The 17,449-nt window shown below is 46.2% G+C and carries 17 protein-coding genes and 1 pseudogene; 9 read left to right on the top strand and 9 right to left on the bottom strand.

Annotated features, from left to right (window positions below; translation table 11 throughout):
• Window positions 1-255: 255 nt before the first annotated feature.
• The 4 genes from KW548_06455 to KW548_06440 are packed head-to-tail and all read left to right on the top strand — an operon-like array spanning window position 256 to window position 3,090.
• On the top strand, window positions 256-1,710 hold the full coding sequence (locus KW548_06455; protein QXX07612.1) for a M48 family metallopeptidase: 1,455 nt from the start codon (window positions 256-258) through the stop codon (window positions 1,708-1,710).
• A 48-nt stretch (window positions 1,711-1,758) separates the two neighbouring features.
• Complete coding sequence (gene arsC / locus KW548_06450) at window positions 1,759-2,103, top strand: arsenate reductase (glutaredoxin) (protein ID QXX07611.1); 345 nt, start codon at window positions 1,759-1,761, stop codon at window positions 2,101-2,103.
• The gene (gene wrbA / locus KW548_06445) at window positions 2,100-2,666 is read left to right on the top strand and encodes an NAD(P)H:quinone oxidoreductase (GenBank protein ID QXX07610.1); all 567 of its coding nucleotides are present in this window, start codon (window positions 2,100-2,102) and stop codon (window positions 2,664-2,666) included. Before arsC ends, wrbA begins: the two co-directional genes overlap by 4 nt.
• A gap of 4 nt (window positions 2,667-2,670) precedes the next feature.
• Window positions 2,671-3,090: a DUF2069 domain-containing protein gene (locus KW548_06440; GenBank protein ID QXX07609.1), complete on the top strand. Its 420-nt coding sequence runs from the start codon at window positions 2,671-2,673 to the stop codon at window positions 3,088-3,090.
• Between the two features lie 30 nt (window positions 3,091-3,120).
• Here KW548_06440 and KW548_06435 read toward each other — a convergent pair whose 3' ends face one another.
• A complete protein-coding gene (locus KW548_06435; GenBank protein QXX07608.1) occupies window positions 3,121-4,329 on the bottom strand; it encodes a DUF2066 domain-containing protein in 1,209 nt (402 codons plus the stop codon).
• 248 nt (window positions 4,330-4,577) lie between these two features.
• Here KW548_06435 and KW548_06430 point away from each other — a divergent pair.
• Window positions 4,578-5,821 (top strand): annotated as a pseudogene (locus tag KW548_06430) (uracil-xanthine permease family protein).
• Window positions 5,822-6,073: 252 nt separating this feature from the next.
• Here KW548_06430 and ybaK read toward each other — a convergent pair.
• The 8 genes from ybaK to hemA form a co-directional block, all read right to left on the bottom strand.
• Window positions 6,074-6,547, bottom strand: coding sequence for a Cys-tRNA(Pro) deacylase (gene ybaK, locus KW548_06425; GenBank protein QXX07607.1), 474 nt, complete (start codon window positions 6,545-6,547; stop codon window positions 6,074-6,076).
• An 84-nt stretch (window positions 6,548-6,631) separates the two neighbouring features.
• Complete coding sequence (ushA, locus tag KW548_06420) at window positions 6,632-8,293, bottom strand: bifunctional UDP-sugar hydrolase/5'-nucleotidase UshA (GenBank protein QXX07606.1); 1,662 nt, start codon at window positions 8,291-8,293, stop codon at window positions 6,632-6,634.
• A 405-nt stretch (window positions 8,294-8,698) separates the two neighbouring features.
• A complete protein-coding gene (gene kdsA / locus KW548_06415; protein QXX07605.1) occupies window positions 8,699-9,550 on the bottom strand; it encodes a 3-deoxy-8-phosphooctulonate synthase in 852 nt (283 codons plus the stop codon).
• 46 nt (window positions 9,551-9,596) lie between these two features.
• The gene (locus KW548_06410) at window positions 9,597-10,406 is read right to left on the bottom strand and encodes a SirB1 family protein (GenBank protein ID QXX07604.1); all 810 of its coding nucleotides are present in this window, start codon (window positions 10,404-10,406) and stop codon (window positions 9,597-9,599) included.
• Window positions 10,407-10,425: 19 nt separating this feature from the next.
• The gene (locus KW548_06405; protein ID QXX07603.1) at window positions 10,426-10,809 is read right to left on the bottom strand and encodes a SirB2 family protein; all 384 of its coding nucleotides are present in this window, start codon (window positions 10,807-10,809) and stop codon (window positions 10,426-10,428) included.
• Window positions 10,810-10,811: 2 nt separating this feature from the next.
• Window positions 10,812-11,681, bottom strand: a complete 870-nt coding sequence (gene prmC / locus KW548_06400) for a peptide chain release factor N(5)-glutamine methyltransferase (protein QXX07602.1) — start codon at window positions 11,679-11,681, stop codon at window positions 10,812-10,814.
• Window positions 11,682-11,684: 3 nt separating this feature from the next.
• A complete protein-coding gene (gene prfA, locus KW548_06395; GenBank protein QXX07601.1) occupies window positions 11,685-12,773 on the bottom strand; it encodes a peptide chain release factor 1 in 1,089 nt (362 codons plus the stop codon).
• Window positions 12,774-12,827: 54 nt separating this feature from the next.
• Window positions 12,828-14,084, bottom strand: coding sequence for a glutamyl-tRNA reductase (gene hemA, locus KW548_06390; GenBank protein QXX07600.1), 1,257 nt, complete (start codon window positions 14,082-14,084; stop codon window positions 12,828-12,830).
• 162 nt (window positions 14,085-14,246) lie between these two features.
• On the opposite strand from hemA, the gene lolB reads away from it, so the two are divergent.
• From lolB to pth, 4 genes are all read left to right on the top strand, one after another.
• Complete coding sequence (gene lolB, locus KW548_06385) at window positions 14,247-14,864, top strand: lipoprotein insertase outer membrane protein LolB (GenBank protein QXX07994.1); 618 nt, start codon at window positions 14,247-14,249, stop codon at window positions 14,862-14,864.
• Entirely contained in the window at window positions 14,861-15,733 is an 873-nt protein-coding gene (gene ispE / locus KW548_06380) for a 4-(cytidine 5'-diphospho)-2-C-methyl-D-erythritol kinase (protein QXX07599.1), read from the top strand. Before lolB ends, ispE begins: the two co-directional genes overlap by 4 nt.
• A gap of 29 nt (window positions 15,734-15,762) precedes the next feature.
• Window positions 15,763-16,707, top strand: coding sequence for a ribose-phosphate pyrophosphokinase (locus tag KW548_06375; GenBank protein QXX07598.1), 945 nt, complete (start codon window positions 15,763-15,765; stop codon window positions 16,705-16,707).
• A gap of 149 nt (window positions 16,708-16,856) precedes the next feature.
• The gene (pth, locus tag KW548_06370; protein QXX07993.1) at window positions 16,857-17,447 is read left to right on the top strand and encodes an aminoacyl-tRNA hydrolase; all 591 of its coding nucleotides are present in this window, start codon (window positions 16,857-16,859) and stop codon (window positions 17,445-17,447) included.
• Window positions 17,448-17,449 lie beyond the last annotated feature (2 nt).

Here is a 17,449-nt window from a genome sequence, read left to right as displayed (position 1 = left end):
TCCAAGCGTCAGTGCAAATACGTCGATGCGAAGAAAAGTTTCACTTTGTCATGACTTAATGCAATGGAACACTTTACACTCGACAGATGAAAGAAAGGCAGTCTATTCATCATTTGGTAGCCAATCGACGGTGAAACCAACTCAGTAAAAGAGTGTCAAACGCTATACCCCCAAGCCTGTGACATCGCTGATTATAACCGAATGACTCAGACTAAGTGGATAGACCAAATGATCACGGAGTATCACCAGTAAAATATGTTTAAACGTACGCGTTCACTTGTTTGCATTTGCTTAGCAACTTCGTTGGGTATCCAAACACCCACCTATGCCAATACACTCGACTTACCCGATATTGGTACGGCAGCCAGTAGCACTTTGACCATAGATCAAGAGCTACAGTACGGTGATGCCTACATGCGCATGCTGCGTAACAACCAACCTATCGTCAATGACCCAGTTCTGAATGAATATATTGACAGCTTAGGTCACCAGTTGGTCGCCAGCGCCAGTGATGTAAAAACCCCGTTTACCTTCTTTATGATCCGTGACCGCAATATCAATGCTTTTGCATTTTTTGGTGGTTACGTTGCTCTGCATACTGGGCTATTTCTTCATGCCAAAAGTGAAAGCGAGTTGGCTTCCGTTGTCGCACACGAGATAGCGCACGTTACTCAGCGCCACCTCGCCCGCAGTATGGAAGAACAAGCAAGGCGCTCTCCTGCAACGATGGCGGCGTTGGCAGGCTCATTGCTTCTCGCTATCGCTGCCCCTGAAGCGGGTATCGCCGCGATTACCGCAACCACTGCTGGCAATATTCAGGGCCAGATCAACTATACACGCAGCAACGAGAAAGAAGCTGACCGATTTGGCATAGACACACTCGCCAAAGCGGGTTTTGACGTGAACGCAATGCCGCGTTTCTTCAGCCGCTTAGCCGATGAATATCGATATGCCAGTAAGCCACCACCCATGCTCTTAACGCACCCGCTGCCAGAAGATCGTATCACCGACAGCCGAGCAAGAGCGCAAAATTATCCGGCAAGAAGAATCGACCCTTCACTGAATTACAACCTTGCTCGTGCTCGTATTGTCGCTCGCTATGCTAGTATCAATGCTAAAGCCGCCATGGATTGGTTGACTCGTACAGAGAAGAAGGCACCTGCGAGCCTGAAATCTTCGTTTCAATATGGTCGAGCTCTGGTCCACTTAGACAATAATGAGCTGGATCAAGCTAACACGATCTTACAATCATTGACTCAACAGCAACCGGACAACAACTTCTACTTAGACGCCATGTCCGATTTGTATATTGCGCAGAAAAAGGCTGGTGAAGCAGAGAAAATGCTGCAAAAAGCGTTGAAAAGTAAACCAAACAACGCCGTGTTAACCATCAATTATGCCAACGCTCTGATGAAGCAGGATAAAAATGCAGAAGCGGTGCGTGTCCTTCAGCGCTATACCCATGATAACCCTAACGATGTGAATGGTTGGCATTTACTGTCTGAAGCCAGTATTCATCTTGGCCGCAGCGACGAGGATCTTGCGGCTCGTGCGGAAATTTTAGCGTTGAAAGCCAATTGGAATAAGGCAATTCAGTATTACACTCAAGCCAGCCAACTGGCTGAACTTGGCAGCCTACAGCAAGCACGTTACGATGCACGCATCGATCAGCTTATGGTTCAGCGCGATCGTTTTATGGCTCTACAATAATGATGGAACGGATAGCACGCCGTTCCCAATAACTCGGAGACTCAACTTATGTCAGTCGTGATTTATCACAACCCTCGTTGCTCAAAAAGCCGCCAAACTCTGGCACTTCTGGAAGAAAAGAATATTCAGCCAGACATCATCAGATATCTCGACACACCACCGAGCGTGGCTGAATTAAAATCCCTGTTTGCACAGCTCAGCCTAGATAACGTCCGAGCTATGATGCGTACCAAGGAAGACGTTTACAAAGAGCTCAACCTTGCCGATGCAACAGACGAACAACTGTTTGAAGCAATGTCAGCTAATCCAAAATTGATTGAACGCCCTATCGTCGTCAGCAATGGTCAGGCGAAACACGGTCGCCCTCCAGAACAAGTGCTCGATATTCTATGAGTTGCCAGATTGTCGTTCTTTATTACAGCCGACACGGTTCTACCCTCGCATTAGCACGACAAATCGCCCGAGGAGTAGAATCTATTCCTCACTGCGAAGCCTTGATTCGAACAGTGGAAGACATAGATGAAAGGCAAACGGCACAAGATCCTGTACTGACGTTAAATGAACTGAAAGCATGTCACGGTCTCGCCATGGGTAGCCCGGTCTGGTTTGGTAATATGTCAGCGTCATTGAAACACTTCTGGGACCAGACGACTTCATTATGGGTGTCTGGCGATTTGATCGATAAGCCTGCATGCGTCTTTAGCTCATCTTCTAGTTTACATGGCGGGCAAGAGACCACCTTGCAAACCATGATGTTGCCTCTGCTACACCATGGCATGATGATCTTAGGGATTCCGTATTCTGAGCCAACACTGCACACCACGCAAACAGGTGGAACGCCTTACGGCGCGACATCGGTAACGCATGACGGATCATCGCTCAGTCAAGATGAAATGGAACTGGCACAACAACTGGGCAAACGCTTGGCAATCACTGCGTTAAAAATGAAGGACTGATGGCATGCAGGAAATGCAATCTCAAACCAAATTATTCCGGCTTCTAGCGTTATGTGGAAACCTCGGCCTGCTTGCTTGGGTGGCCTTATGGCAAATGAGCTTATCTCCTCACCCTCATATTGACAGTATTTCGCTTGCCATTGCTTGGAGCATTCCGTTGCTGTTGCCGTTACCCGGCATTCTAGCTGGAAAACCGTACACACACGCTTGGGCCAACTTCGTGCTGATGCTGTACTTTCTGCATGCTTTAACCATACTTTATATCGACGATGGTGAACGCTGGTTAGCAGGGGTAGAACTGATGCTTACTGCTGCGGCCTTCGCCGGTAACATTCTTTATGCACGCTCGCGTGGTAAAGAGTTAGGGCTCAAGCTCAAACGGCTGTCAAAAGTAGAAAAAGAAGAAAAAGAACGGTTCGAATAAAAAAGGTCTGGCATTTGCCAGACCTTTTTACTATTCAATCAGTTCATCAATGGTAGCCTGATCACTTTCAGGCTCAGAGCTTTCAGTCTCTTGGCCTAAGATAGTCGAGGGTGTACCTTGCCACTCATAGAGTAGGGTTTGATCTACAGGAGCAACGGTAGGTACATCCCCTGTGTGCTCTTCCGTATTCACAGGCTGACCACGACTAGCGACCTCTGTTGGTTGCTCTAAGAAAGACGGCGACTCACTTGTACTGTCCAGTTGTACCACTGGGCCCATTCGAAGGACTTCTTGTTCAAATTCTGCCTGAGAAGCGAGCAAGTGAACATTAAAGGTCACGTGATTACCCTGAATTTTCTGAATATCTAACGATGCTACTGAGCTCAGCGTCTTAAGCTGCTTTTCTAAAGTAAAAAAGTCGACAGCATTGTCTAGTGAAGTAAATCGTACCTTAATAGTTTCAGAAGATTCGCTGGCAACAACAACCGCACTCTTTTTCGCATAGTAGTCACTGATTTGGTTCACCATCTTAGCCGCTGAATCTGCACCACTGTTTGAACCAGAGACAGGGGCTTGGCGTGTTACACCGATGGTTGCAGGTTTTTGATCATACAAAGTCCAGCGCAACGATTTACCCTGCACTCGCACAACGATTACAGCATCAACGGGATAACGCTGGCTCGCTTCCCCAACAGGACGAGCAAAGCCACCCCACAGGTCAGAGGCAGCAACCCCGGTAATGTCGTCGAAATCTCCAACAGGTACAGTCAGAGGTAATCCACGCTTTTGAGCTTCAACGCGCATCTGATTCAATAATGGGGAATCTGAGTGTTCCCAACTAATACTGCGGTCATACTGTGTCTCTTCAACTAGCCATACCAGCAAGTTGGCACGGGCTGCTGGCCAGATCGGGAGCTGAGCCTGACTTAGTAGAGAGCGGATATGAGGAGCGCTAAACCCTAGTCGAAGTGTTTGCTGGCCATCAAGCTGACCGTAACTGATTTGCGAAAGGTACTGAGAATTTTGTTTCAGAGCCTTTTGTACGACCTGATTCGATAGCGCACTTTGATCGCCAGAAGCACGAACGATGATCTCTTTCATTCCATCAACACGAGCTTGTACGTCGGCATTTTCAACGCTTTGATCAAGTACAATCTCAGTTTGATATAAATCTACATTGGTCAAAGCAGCGGCAGGGAACCCCACCAGCCCTAAAGCCAACAAAACTAAATGGCGCATAGCTTTCCTAAGGTCAATTCTTCATTGCAGCTTCGGATGATAAGCAACTATCCCATCTTGAGCAACTAAAGGTCGGATTTATGTGTTTTAGCACCCTTAACTTATGACGCTAACAGATGAGTTAATTATTGTTTATTTGACCTACTTCAGATTGCAAACGATTGCCAAGGTGATAAAATCCCGCGAATTTTATTTTTCTGTTGAGCATTGACCTATTGCTCTTCGATCTAACATACAAGGAGTAAGCTATGAAAAACGCCATCCAAGGTGCGCAGATGCTATTTGTCGCATTTGGGGCTCTCGTGTTAGTGCCGTTGCTGACCGGATTAGACCCTAGTGTCGCTCTGTTTGGTGCAGGCGTCGGCACCCTTCTTTTTCAACTTATTACTCGCCGCTCTGTTCCTATCTTTCTTGCTTCCTCTTTTGCTTTTATTGCTCCTATTCTCTATGGAGTTCAAACTTGGGGTATTCCCGCCACTATGGGGGGCTAATGGCAGCTGGGTGCGTATATGTTGCTATGGGAGCGCTAATTAAAGCACGTGGTGTAGAAATTATTCACAGGTTGCTTCCACCCGTAGTTGTTGGACCAGTCATCATGGTAATTGGTTTAGGCTTGGCTCCGGTAGCGGTCAATATGGCGCTGGGCAAAGTAGATGGCTCACAAGTCATTGATGGCAATGCTTCTTTGGTCATCTCAGTTGCGTCTTTGTTAACGACCATCATTCTAAGCGTTTTCGCCAAAGGTTTCCTCAAACTGACCCCCATTCTCGGTGGTATCATTGTCGGCTATGCGCTGAGCCTAGGTTATGGCATCGTTGACTTCGAGCCAGTGCATAAAGCGGCTTGGTTTGCATTGCCAAACTTTACCACTCCAGAATTTAACATCAACGCCATCTTGTTTATGATTCCCGTCGCCATTGCACCTGCTGTTGAACACGTAGGGGATATGCTGGCAATCTCGAACGTAACAGGTAAGGACTACATTAAAAAGCCTGGCTTACATCGCACCATTGCTGGTGACGGTGTGGCAACCATAGCCGCTTCTATGGTCGGTGCTCCACCAAATACGACCTACTCAGAAGTGACGGGAGCGGTCATGCTGACTAAAGCGTTTAATCCTGTGATCATGACATGGGCCGCAGTAAGTGCGATTGTGTTAGCACTAGTAGGAAAGCTTGGTGCAGCACTGCAGACCATCCCTATGCCTGTCATGGGTGGTATTATGATTTTGCTGTTTGGCTCAATAGCCACTGTCGGTTTAAATACGTTGATTAAGAATAATGTCGACCTGCACAAATCACGTAACCTGGTTATCGTCGCAATCACCCTAGTATTTGGGATCGGTGGTATGGCTTTTGGTATCGGCGAGTTCAGCCTTCAAGGTGTGAGTTTATGCGGTATTGTAGCTATTCTGCTTAACCTATTGCTTCCAAAAGACTTGGGCGAAAACCACATCGTGGATAACGCGCAAATGGAAGAAGAAACGAAGTAGAATCGAGAAGTTTTGGAGGGTTGGCGTTTTGCGTCAACCCTTTTTGTTTCAAAGAATTTAACTAGTCATCCTCAAGAGCCAGTTGGGATATCTTCAAGCAAGTAGATAACATATTGAGATTCCCTACTCCTTCCTTCGTCAGTCTAGGGAATGACAGAACATGGTTGGGCAATATTCTCTCTCGCAGGGCGAAGCCCGATCTCGCTTTCTATAGCGAAGCGTTCCCGAGGATGCAGTCCGTCCCCTAACCCCCTACCCACACAACTCAGCAAACTGACCGCGGGTTAGGCTTGCTAAATCTTGCGGTGATAACTCAATTTCTAATCCTCGTTTACCCGCGCTGACACAGATCGTTTCTTGTTCAAAGGCACTTTGATGGATAAACGTTGGTAGAGCCTTTTTTTGTCCAAGTGGGCTGATGCCGCCCACGACATACCCTGTGGTTTTCTGTGCGATGTCCGGATTGGCCATCTCTGCTTTTTTGCCTTTTGCCGCTTTGGCTGCTTGTTTTAAATTGAGCTTCTTATCAACTGGAATCACCGCAACCGCGAGGTTTTTCGCCTCTCCATTTAGGCAAAATAGCAAGGTTTTGAACACCTGCTCAGGGTTTTGACCAAGTGCCTCTACCGCCTCTAAACCATAGCTTTCGGCTCTCGGGTCGTGATGGTACTGGTGAATGGTGTGAGCAATTTTTTTCTTCTTAGCGAGATTTATTGCAGGAGTCATACTCCCTCCAACTTTAGACAAACAAAAAGCGCTGCTCAAATGAGCAGCGCTTTAGCTTAAAGACCGTTATAAGTTGGTGTCAACTTACTTGTAAACAATCTCGCCAGCAGGAGCGTACTTGTTCACATCAACAGGGCTGTTCTCTTCTAGATACTCTTTTAGAACTTCAGCGTCTACGAAACCAGTGTTGACGTAGCCTGGGTGCCCTGTCAGTTTAGGGTAGCCGTCGCCACCAGCCGCATTAAAGCTTGGGATAGTGAAACGGTAAGTCTTATCTAAACGAAGCTGTTCACCACCGATCACAACATTCGATACTTTGCCGTTTGCCACTGTCATAGAAATACCGGCAAACTGAGCGTATGCACCAGAATCAATAGGTTTAGTTGCAACAACGTTCAGGTAATCCAGAACCTCTTTACCTGACATATCCGTGTAAGTGACGATATTCGCGAATGGCTGAACTTTCAGTACGTCTTTATACGTTACGTCGCCCGCTTCGATTGAATCGCGTACACCACCAGAGTTCATGACGGCGAAATCAGCTTTCGCACGTTCCATGTGTGCTGCCGCAATCAAACGACCTAGGTTAGTTTGCTTGAATCGAACGACATTACGGTCACCTTCTAGTTTACCGTTGGTGTCTGCAATCTTAATGTCCAACTGCGCTTTACCTTTTTCTTGGTAAGGACGTAGGAATTCCAGTAGCTCTTCATCTTGCTTGATTTCATCTTCAATAAGAACACGCTGCTTCTTACCGTCAATTTTAACCTTCTTCTTAAGGTTCACTGGGATTAGGTCATAACTCACCATCTCTAGCTCGCCATTACGGAATTCGTAATCTGCACGACCTACATATTTACCCCACTCATGAGCCTGAACAATGTAGGTACCGTTTTGCAGATCTGGCTTACATTCATCAGAAGGTTTGAAGTTCTTTTTAACGACATTTGGCGCTTCCATACAGACTGGTTCTTGAGAGTGGCCACCCACAATCATATCTAGAGAACCTTCATCTAGGTAACGAGCAAGAGCCACATCACCTGGTGCATTTACACCACGCTTACCATCTTCGTAATGGCCCATATGTGTAACAGCAAAAATCAAATCGGGCTTTTCTGTTTTTTTAAGCTCAGCGATCAACTTTTTCGCTTCAACTTTAGGATCGCGGAAATCGATACCATCAATAAACTCTGGGTTACCGATTTTCGCCGTATCTTCCGTGGTTAGACCAATAACAGCAATTTTAATACCCTGCTTATCAAACATCTGGTAAGCCTGGAACATACGCTTACCTGTTTCTTTATCGTAGATGTTTGCTGAAAGCATTGGGAAGTTAGCCCACTCTTGTTGTTTGAAAAGCACGTCAAGTGGATTATCGAACTCGTGGTTACCTAGAGCCATTGCGTCGTAACCGATTTTGTTCATACCTTTAAAATCTGGTTCTGCGTCTTGCAGATCAGACTCTGGCACACCCGTATTGATGTCACCACCTGAGAGTAAAAGAAGGCTTCCCCCTTCGGCTTCGACTTCCGCACGCAACTCGTCAACCAATGTTTTACGAGCAGCCATACCATACTCACCATATTTATTCTGCCAAAAACGACCATGGTGGTCATTGGTGTGCAGAACCGTCAGCTTATAAGTTTTATCCGTCTCCCACTCTTGTTGGGGTGCTGTCGCACAACCAGCGAGAGTTGCAAGAATCGCTGCGCTTAGTGCGGTTTTTACAATTAGGCGTTGCTTCATTGTTATACCTTTGAAATTTTTTGGGATTTTCACTGCATTAAATACCGAGTAGATTGAACAGACGTGGTCAGCAATTCATCGCTGATAACTCAGTAAAACTTGAACCAGTTTAAGTTAACCTATTTGGTGTGACATCTTGATTTCATATTTATGTAGAGCAGATCACCCTAATTGATATTTAAGTGTGTAACAAAGCAGCATAATTGCACTTGTTCTAACAAACGGTCACAAGCAAACGATTGACTGTGAGTGAATGTCACTAAACCGTTAGTGTGAGATTGACCGTTTTCTCAACACAGAACGAAAACATACTCGTCTTATTGAGCGAGGTCATCATGCATTTAAAGCGCTATGAAAACAAAAAAAAGGTGAGTCAATTGACTCACCTTTTTTAAACATCGAAGACTATTTAATCTCAATGTGCTCGAAGCCTTTAATCAAGTCATCCAGCGCTTTCATTTGCGCGAGGAAAGGTTCCAGCTTGTCTAACGGCAATGCTGATGGGCCATCACATCTTGCTTGCTCTGGGTCGGGATGTGCTTCAATAAATAGACCTGCAATTCCAGTCGCAAGACCCGCTTTTGCCAATTCAACCGTCTGCTCACGGCGACCGCCAGATGCTGAACCTGAAGGATCACGCATTTGCAGTGCGTGGGTCACATCAAAAATAATTGGGCTACCTTTTGACGCTTTCTTCATCACACCGAAGCCCAGCATATCAACCACTAGGTTATCGTAACCGTGACAAGAACCACGCTCACATAGAATGATATTGTCATTGCCGCATTCACTGAACTTATCAACAATGTTCCCCACCTGGCCCGGACTCATAAACTGAGGTTTTTTAACGTTAATCACAGCACCTGTTTTTGCCATCGCTTCAACAAGATCAGTTTGGCGAGCCAAAAACGCTGGCAGCTGGATTACATCCACCACGTCAGCGACAGGCTGCGCCTGAGCTTCCGTGTGTACATCAGTAATAATTTTCACACCGAACGTGTCTTTAAGCTCTTGGAAAATTTTCATTCCCTCCTCAAGACCTGGACCGCGGTATGAATGAACAGAGCTACGATTCGCCTTGTCAAAAGACGCTTTGAACACATATGGAATGCCAAGCTTTTCTGTCACTTTGACATAGTGTTCACAGATCTGCATAGCCAGATCACGAGATTCAAGAACATTCATGCCCGCAAACAACGTAAACGGCTTGTCGTTGGCAACTGGAATATCACCAACATGAACGATTTTCTGTTCCATTATTTTCTCTCTATTTCTATGTATATATGCCAACCTAGTGCTGGGCTTAATGTAGTGTCACTTGAGTTTCACTCATAGCGTTAACTTGATTTTTTAGCAGTTCAGCTGCCGGGTCATCGGGACATTGGTCGATAAAATACTGATAATCACTCAATGCCATCTGATGACAATCGAGCTGCTGATAGATAAACCCACGATCACGTATTTCATACGGGTCATCTGGAACAAAAGTCAGTGCTAAATCCGTGCACTTCAAGGCCAAAGTATAGCGCTCTTCACGCAGCAATGCGCTCTTGAGGAGCGCCAGCCAGCGGCCAATGACTGTCGGATTGTCAACCGATTTGAGATGCTCATGTTTCAGAGTCGCTAATGGCCCACTGTGACCAATCAACCACGCACCGAGTACATGCTTAGAGACGTACTCGCCATTGAACGGGTTGATAAACTGAGGGCTTTCTCCATACCACTCCAGCTTTAGCAAAAACTGACTTGGAAAGGTCACACCCGTAATGGGAAAGCCTAACTTGCGTCCTAAATAGAGTAATACCGCACCTAAGCTGACAGGAATACCCTTGCGACGTTCAAGGACTTTATCAATAAACGCATTGGAAGAATCGTAGTAAGCTTCCTGATCGCCAGTAAAACACCACTCGTGATAAAACAGTCTTAATAACGAATCAAAACGCTGCTTTTCGTCCGCATCTTGGCTCAAGTTCAGCTCTGCTTCTTTCAGTAATCGATGCAATTCTCTCTCGGCCCACTGATCATTGGTTGTAGGGTTGATCGCTTTATTCAGTATCAATGCCCCTTCTGCCAGTTCGATAGCGTCAAAATCTTCATCAAACAACTCAAGCATGAATATTACCTAGAACCTCTTAACCTAAAAATATTGGCGCTTTACTGATAGCGACTTTGCCAGCCATTGCTAACCAGCCTAATGCCCCAAAGAAAGAAAACGTACGCAGTAGTTTGTTTTTACCTAGTTTAAGTGCAAAGAATCCAAGTGCGATGTAGGCCAGTACACAAGTGATCTTCTCAGTCAGCCAAGGGGCTGCTGGTGTAAAAGGAATAAAGCCCGTGATAAATATCAGACCGATGCCAGACAACAATAGACAGGTGTCATTGATATGGGGAAAGATCTTAAAAAACTTCTTCTCAAGTAAACCTGAGTTTGCCATCATCATCGCATAACGAACAGACAATAAAGTGGCACTGATTGCTATCGTCAATAGGTGAAAGTGCTTTAAACCTTCGTACATAATTATCTCTCTTGCTTCTCTGGAGAAAATTGACCTATGGTTACGCGGTCGTTTTCGCCGTAGTCTTTATAAGTTGTAATATTGTGGTACCCCAGCAAGCCAAGAATCTCTCTCACTGCCATACCTTGATCGTAACCGTGCTCAAACATCAGCCAGCCATCGCACTGAAGGAAGTTGAGTGCCTGACTTGAAATATGTTTGATGTCAGCCAATCCGTTATCTTTTGCCACTAAAGCGCTCAGCGGTTCAAATCGCACGTCTCCCTGTGCCAGATGCGGGTCATGCTCTTCAATATAAGGAGGGTTTGATACTATGAGAGCAAACTTTGTACCACTTCCTATAGGTTCAAACCAGCTGCCTGATAAAAATTGTGCATTGCGAATACCCAGATGTTCAGCATTAGACTCAGCGAGCTGTTTAGCTTCTTGCTTAAGATCAATACCCCAAACTTGACGGTTTGGTAACTCTGAAGCAATGGCGAGCGCAATCGCACCGGTTCCTGTGCCTAAATCGAGAATATCACCTTGATTATCAATAGCTTTCTCTAGGGCAACTTCAACCAAACGCTCAGTATCTGGACGTGGAATAAGCGTACTAGGGGCGACTTTTAGCGGCAATGACCAGAACTCACGTTCCCCAGTAATGTAAGCGACAGGTTCGCCATTGATTCGACGCTGTAAGTTCGCTTCAAAAGCCAAGATAGCTTCTAAATCCAGAATTTTATCAGGCCACGTAAGCAGAAAGGAGCGAGGTTTGTTGAGGGTGTGGCAAAGCAATACCGCCGCGTCAAGAGAGGGCGAATCACTGCCACTCTCTTGAAGCCTATGGGAGGCACTTTTTAGTGTGTATTCAACACTGTGTAGTGCAGTCATTGATTAGTTGTTCTCAGCCAACGCCGCAAGTTGATCCGCCTGATGTTCCTGAATAACAGGTTCAACCAAGCATCCTAGATCCCCTTCCATGACTTCGTTAAGACGGTAGACAGTCAGGTTAATACGGTGGTCCGATACACGACCTTGTGGATAGTTGTAAGTGCGAATACGGTCACTACGGTCACCAGAACCAAGCAGGTTACGTCGAGTATCAGATTCTTCAGCAGCCCGTTTCGCTTCTTCCGCCTGAATAATTCGAGCGGCAAGTACCGACATCGCCTTCGCTTTGTTTTTGTGTTGAGAACGCTCATCCTGACATTCGACTACCGTTCCTGTCGGCAAGTGGGTAATGCGAATCGCAGAATCTGTCGTGTTAACGTGCTGACCACCAGCTCCAGAGGCGCGGAAGGTATCAATCTTTAGGTCAGCCGCTTTAATTTCTGGGATTTCCGCTTCTGGAATCTCGGCCATGATAGCCACAGTACATGCGGAAGTGTGGACGCGACCTTGCGATTCAGTCGCTGGCACACGCTGAACGCGGTGACCACCTGATTCAAACTTCAATACGCCATAAGCACCGTCTCCAGACACCTTAGCGATCATTTCTTTGTAACCACCGTGCTCTGCCTCATTCGAAGACATAACTTCAATACGCCAGCCATTTTTCTCAGCAAACTTACTGTACATACGGAAAAGATCACCGGCAAAGATACCCGCTTCGTCGCCACCGGCGCCCGCACGGATTTCTAAGAAACAGTTGCGGTCGTCATTTGGATCTTTTGGCAACAACAAAATTTGCAGCTCGTCACTGAGACGCTCGATAGTTTCTTTTGCTTCTTTGATCTCTTCCTGAGCCATTTCGCGCATCTCTGCGTCATCTTCCTTCGCCATTTCTTCAGCGGCTACCAAGTCTTCTTGAGCTTGCTGGTAAGCCTGAAAACACTTAGTGACTTCCTCTAACTGAGAGTACTCTTTTGATAAGGAACGGAATTTATTTTGGTCACCGATCACGTCAGGATCGCCAAGTAGATGTTGAACTTCTTCGTAACGCTCAACCAGTGTTTCTAGCTTAGTTAGAATCGAGGCTTTCATAGTTTTCTTAACTCAGGGTTCGATAAATTGGGCGTCTTTGACGGCCAAAAAAAATTAGGAGTCTTCCAGACCCAAACTTTGTCTTAGCGTAGCAAGCTTAGCTGGCTCGCCTTGCTCCGCCGCATTTTGTAAAGCTCGGGTTGGAGCATGAATCAATTTGTTTGTCAGTTTGTTGCTGAGTTCAAGCAGAACCTTTTCGGGCTCGACGCCTGCAGCTAATGACTGAAGGCTTTTGCTCAGCAGATCTTCTCGAATGTCGTTAGCCGACTTACGGTAGTCGCGAATACTGTCGACCGCTTGGAGAGAGCGTAGCCAAGACATAAAGATGGCGCTCTCTTCACTGACAATCGCTTCCGCCTGAATGGCTTCCACTTTTCGCTGTTCCATGTTGTTTTCAACAATTGACTGCAAATCATCCACAGAATAAAGGTATGCATCATCCAATTCCGCAACTTGCGATTCAATATCACGAGGGACAGCGATATCAACCAACAGAATTGGCTGGTGCCGACGAGCTTTCAGTGCACTTTCCACCATACCTTTACCAATGATTGGCAATGGACTGGCGGTGGAGCTTATCACAATATCAGCGCGCGGGAGATGTTCTGGTATCTCAGGCAAGCCAATAATCTGAGCCCCAAATTGTTCCGCGAGAGGCATAGCACGCTCTCTAGTGCGGTTAGCAACGATCATCTTACTACAGCCATTACTTGCCAGATGTTTAGCAACCAACTCAATCGTCTCGCCCGCCCCCACCAATAATACGGTCGAATCACGCAGTGATTCAAAGATGTGCTTCGCTAATGTGCAGGCTGCATAAGCGACAGACACCGCATTACCACCGATATCGGTTTCTGTTCTGACACGTTTTGCAACAGAAAATGTCTTCTGGAACAGTTTTTCCATCGCAGTATCAACCGCTTTGTGCTCACGAGAATCTGAATAGGCTTGTTTGACTTGTCCGAGGATTTGCGGTTCGCCTAATACCAAAGAATCTAAACCACAAGAGACTCGCATCAAATGACGAATAGCGGCTTGCTCTTCATGGACATAGAGGCTGGGTTTTAAATCTTCCGGGCTAACCTGATGGAATTGTGCCAACCAATCAATGACTTTGCTTTTTCCGGAAGACTTAACATCGCAATATATTTCAGTACGATTACACGTAGAAATAATCACACTGCCGTTTACAAGAGGGTTATCGCCTAACTGATTAAGTGCTTGAGGTAACTTCTCCGGTCCAAATGCGACTTTTTCTCGCAACTCTACCGAAGCTGTATTGTGGTTAATACCTATGGCAAGCAAAGACATGTAATCAAGGTTCTCTGAATCGGCGAATAAACAAATAAGAACGGAATTTTACTTGATGACCCAATTTAATTAAAGGGTATCCGGGATATGTTTTCATGACTTCGTGATTTCAATGATATAGTGTGGCACAAGATAAGGACTAAAATGGATAAATTATCAGCAATGGCGGCTTACTTTCGTCCCTTACTCATTTTTCTACTCTCTGGGTTGATTCTGTCTGGTTGTACCACGCTCAACACCAGCAAAACCAATGTCGAATGGCAAACTCATCAGCAACGCTTGGACAGTATTCTTCAGTATCAATCTAGCGGTAAACTGGGCTACATTTCTCCTCAACAGCGCCAATCTCTAAATTTTCATTGGAAACACAGTCCAGAGGCAAGTCAGCTTCGACTCACCACCTTTATCGGCCAGACTGCACTGAACCTGAAAAGTACGCCAATTGGTGCTTCAGTCGAAACCTATGAAGACCAAACCTACACTTCGCACGACGCCCAATCGCTTATTTATCGCCTAACAGGTCTCACCCTGCCTGTCGAGCAACTTAATAACTGGTTCTTAGGTAGCCCCATTGACGCTGACACGTACCGGCTCAATGACACCAATACTTTGGCCTCATTGACTAAACAGGTGAATGGGCAAATCTGGCAACTTGACTATCTTAACTATCAAGATATCCAGTATCAGGGCAGCGTTTTACCTTTGCCACAGAAGCTCAAGCTGAAACAAGGCGATATTTCAATCAACATCGTTATATCCAAATGGAATCTTGATCAATGATCAGCGAAACAACGCATTGGCCTTCACCGGCCAAATTGAACCTTTTCTTATACATCATAGGTCGCCGTGACAACGGTTATCACGAATTACAAACCTTATTCCAGTTTGTTGATCATGGTGACACCCTCACCATCACTGCTGATCAGAGTGGTGAAATCCGATTGACGCCCGATCTGCCGGGCGTAGCTTTGGAAGACAATCTGATTTGGCAAGCGGCTATGGCACTGAAAGCGAAATCAGATTGTTCATACGGTGCCCAAATTGAATTAAACAAAGTGCTGCCAATGGGCGGAGGCATCGGCGGTGGCTCATCAAACGCCGCAACTGTTTTAGTCGCCCTGAATCACCTATGGCAAACTCATCTATCAGAACACGAATTGGCGGAGATTGGGTTAGAGCTTGGCGCTGACGTACCCGTGTTTACACGAGGATTTTCGGCATTTGCTGAGGGCGTAGGCGAAGCGTTGACTCAGACTGAACCTGAAGAGAAGTGGTACCTCGTCGTTAGACCGGATGTGGCCATCGCAACTGTGGATATTTTCACTCACCCCGCCCTGACTCGAAACACACCAAAGCGTGATCTGGCAACACTTCTTGACAGCCCGTACGAAAACGATTGCGAAAAAATTGTTCGAATGCTCTACCCAGAGGTTGATAAGCAACTTTCTTGGCTGCTACAATATGCGCCGTCAAGACTGACGGGGACCGGATCCTGCGTTTTTGCTGAGTTTTCAAGCCAAAATGAGGCCAACAAGGTTCTTGAAAGAATGCCTGACAACGTCTCTGCTTTTGTAGCAAAAGGGAAGAACATTTCTCCTTTACATGAGACGCTCGCTAAGTATTGCTTAGCCCACAATATATCTATCTAAATACTGGACGCAACCCTGAGGTTTCCACCGTGCCTGATATGAAGCTATTTGCTGGTAACGCTACACCTGAACTAGCCCAACGTATTGCTGATCGTCTTTACATCTCTCTTGGTGATGCAAGTGTTTCTCGTTTTTCGGATGGCGAAGTCGCTGTACAAATTAACGAAAATGTACGTGGTAGTGATGTTTTTATCATTCAATCTACCTGCGCACCAACTAACGACAACCTAATGGAACTTGTAGTGATGATTGACGCAATGCGCCGCGCTTCAGCGGGCCGTATTACAGCAGTTATCCCTTACTTTGGTTACGCTCGCCAAGACCGTCGTGTGCGCTCAGCGCGTGTGCCAATTACAGCAAAAGTTGTTGCTGACTTCCTTTCTAACGTTGGCGTTGACCGCGTCCTCACTATTGACCTACACGCAGAGCAAATTCAGGGATTCTTCGACGTCCCTGTAGATAATATTTTCGGTACACCTGTTTTGCTCGAAGATATGGAAGCGAGAGGTCTTGAAAATCCAGTTGTGGTTTCTCCAGATCTTGGCGGTGTTGTACGTGCCCGTGCGACAGCTAAAGCTTTAGGCGACATCGATATCGCTATCGTTGATAAACGTCGCCCACGCGCGAACGTTTCCGAAGTGATGAACTTGATTGGTGATGTAGAAGGCCGTGACTGTGTGATCGTTGATGACATGATCGACACTGGCGGCACTCTATGTAAAGCGGCAGAAGCGCTTAAAGAGCGTGGCGCTAAGCGTGTCTTTGCTTACGCAACTCACGCAGTGTTCTCTGGCAACGCCGCTCATAACATCAAGAATTCGGTACTGGACCAAGTCATAGTGACAGATTCCATTACTCAATCAAAAGAAATGCAAGCTACGGGTAAAGTGACGACGCTGAGCTTATCGCGTATGTTGGCTGAAGCCATCCGTCGTATTAGCAACGAAGAGTCTATCTCTGCCATGTTCAACTAAGCTTGGATTAGATAAGAATGACTTAAAAACACCCCGCTTTGGGGTGTTTTTTTATGGCAATAAACTGGCAGTCAACGCACACCTCGCCCGAGCTAAGAAATCTGTGCTATCATACTGCGCTTTTTGAGATTCCAAGAGAGATCCTAACCTTGAGTCAACCGATCAAACTTCTTGTCGGCCTTGCCAATCCTGGGCCTGAATATGCCAGAACTCGCCATAATGCTGGGGCTTGGGTAGTAGAAGAACTGGCACGTGTTCATAACATCACACTGAAAAACGAAACGAAGTTTTTTGGCCTGACTGGACGCATTATGATCAACGGTCAAGATCTCCGCTTGCTTATTCCAACGACCTTTATGAATCTCTCTGGTAAATCGATTGCCGCACTGGCAAAGTTCTACCAGATAAAGCCAGAAGAAATAATGGTCGCTCACGATGAGCTAGACTTACCTCCCGGTATCGCCAAATTTAAGAAAGGCGGCGGGCACGGCGGACACAATGGCCTCCGTGACACAATTAGTAAGCTTGGCAATTGCAAAGATTTCTATCGTCTCAGGATCGGCATTGGCCATCCGGGGCATAAAGATAAAGTAGCGGGATTTGTTCTAGGCAAAGCGCCTGCCAAAGAGCAAGAGTTACTGGATGCAGCGGCGGATGAGTCCGTACGCTGTCTAGACATCCTAGTAAAGGATGGCCTATCAAAAGCGCAAAACCGTCTACACACGTTCAAAGCAGAATAAGG

This window comes from Vibrio neptunius (assembly GCA_019339365.1).
GTDB classification, from domain to species: domain Bacteria; phylum Pseudomonadota; class Gammaproteobacteria; order Enterobacterales; family Vibrionaceae; genus Vibrio; species Vibrio neptunius.
Note: the sequence above shows the minus strand (reverse complement) of the source record. Positions and strands in the feature narration are given on the sequence as shown.

Excerpts from the sequence above, each read along its gene's own strand:
- KW548_06455 (QXX07612.1), top strand. The coding sequence starts at position 256 with ATGTTTAAACGTACGCGTTCACTTGTTTGCATTTGCTTAGCAACTTCG.
- arsC (QXX07611.1), top strand. The coding sequence starts at position 1,759 with ATGTCAGTCGTGATTTATCACAACCCTCGTTGCTCAAAAAGCCGCCAA.
- wrbA (QXX07610.1), top strand. The coding sequence starts at position 2,100 with ATGAGTTGCCAGATTGTCGTTCTTTATTACAGCCGACACGGTTCTACC.
- KW548_06440 (QXX07609.1), top strand. The coding sequence starts at position 2,671 with ATGCAGGAAATGCAATCTCAAACCAAATTATTCCGGCTTCTAGCGTTA.
- KW548_06435 (QXX07608.1), bottom strand. The coding sequence starts at position 4,329 with ATGCGCCATTTAGTTTTGTTGGCTTTAGGGCTGGTGGGGTTCCCTGCC.
- ybaK (QXX07607.1), bottom strand. The coding sequence starts at position 6,547 with ATGACTCCTGCAATAAATCTCGCTAAGAAGAAAAAAATTGCTCACACC.
- ushA (QXX07606.1), bottom strand. The coding sequence starts at position 8,293 with ATGAAGCAACGCCTAATTGTAAAAACCGCACTAAGCGCAGCGATTCTT.
- kdsA (QXX07605.1), bottom strand. The coding sequence starts at position 9,550 with ATGGAACAGAAAATCGTTCATGTTGGTGATATTCCAGTTGCCAACGAC.
- KW548_06410 (QXX07604.1), bottom strand. The coding sequence starts at position 10,406 with ATGCTTGAGTTGTTTGATGAAGATTTTGACGCTATCGAACTGGCAGAA.
- KW548_06405 (QXX07603.1), bottom strand. The coding sequence starts at position 10,809 with ATGTACGAAGGTTTAAAGCACTTTCACCTATTGACGATAGCAATCAGT.
- prmC (QXX07602.1), bottom strand. The coding sequence starts at position 11,681 with ATGACTGCACTACACAGTGTTGAATACACACTAAAAAGTGCCTCCCAT.
- prfA (QXX07601.1), bottom strand. The coding sequence starts at position 12,773 with ATGAAAGCCTCGATTCTAACTAAGCTAGAAACACTGGTTGAGCGTTAC.
- hemA (QXX07600.1), bottom strand. The coding sequence starts at position 14,084 with ATGTCTTTGCTTGCCATAGGTATTAACCACAATACAGCTTCGGTAGAG.
- lolB (QXX07994.1), top strand. The coding sequence starts at position 14,247 with ATGGCGGCTTACTTTCGTCCCTTACTCATTTTTCTACTCTCTGGGTTG.
- ispE (QXX07599.1), top strand. The coding sequence starts at position 14,861 with ATGATCAGCGAAACAACGCATTGGCCTTCACCGGCCAAATTGAACCTT.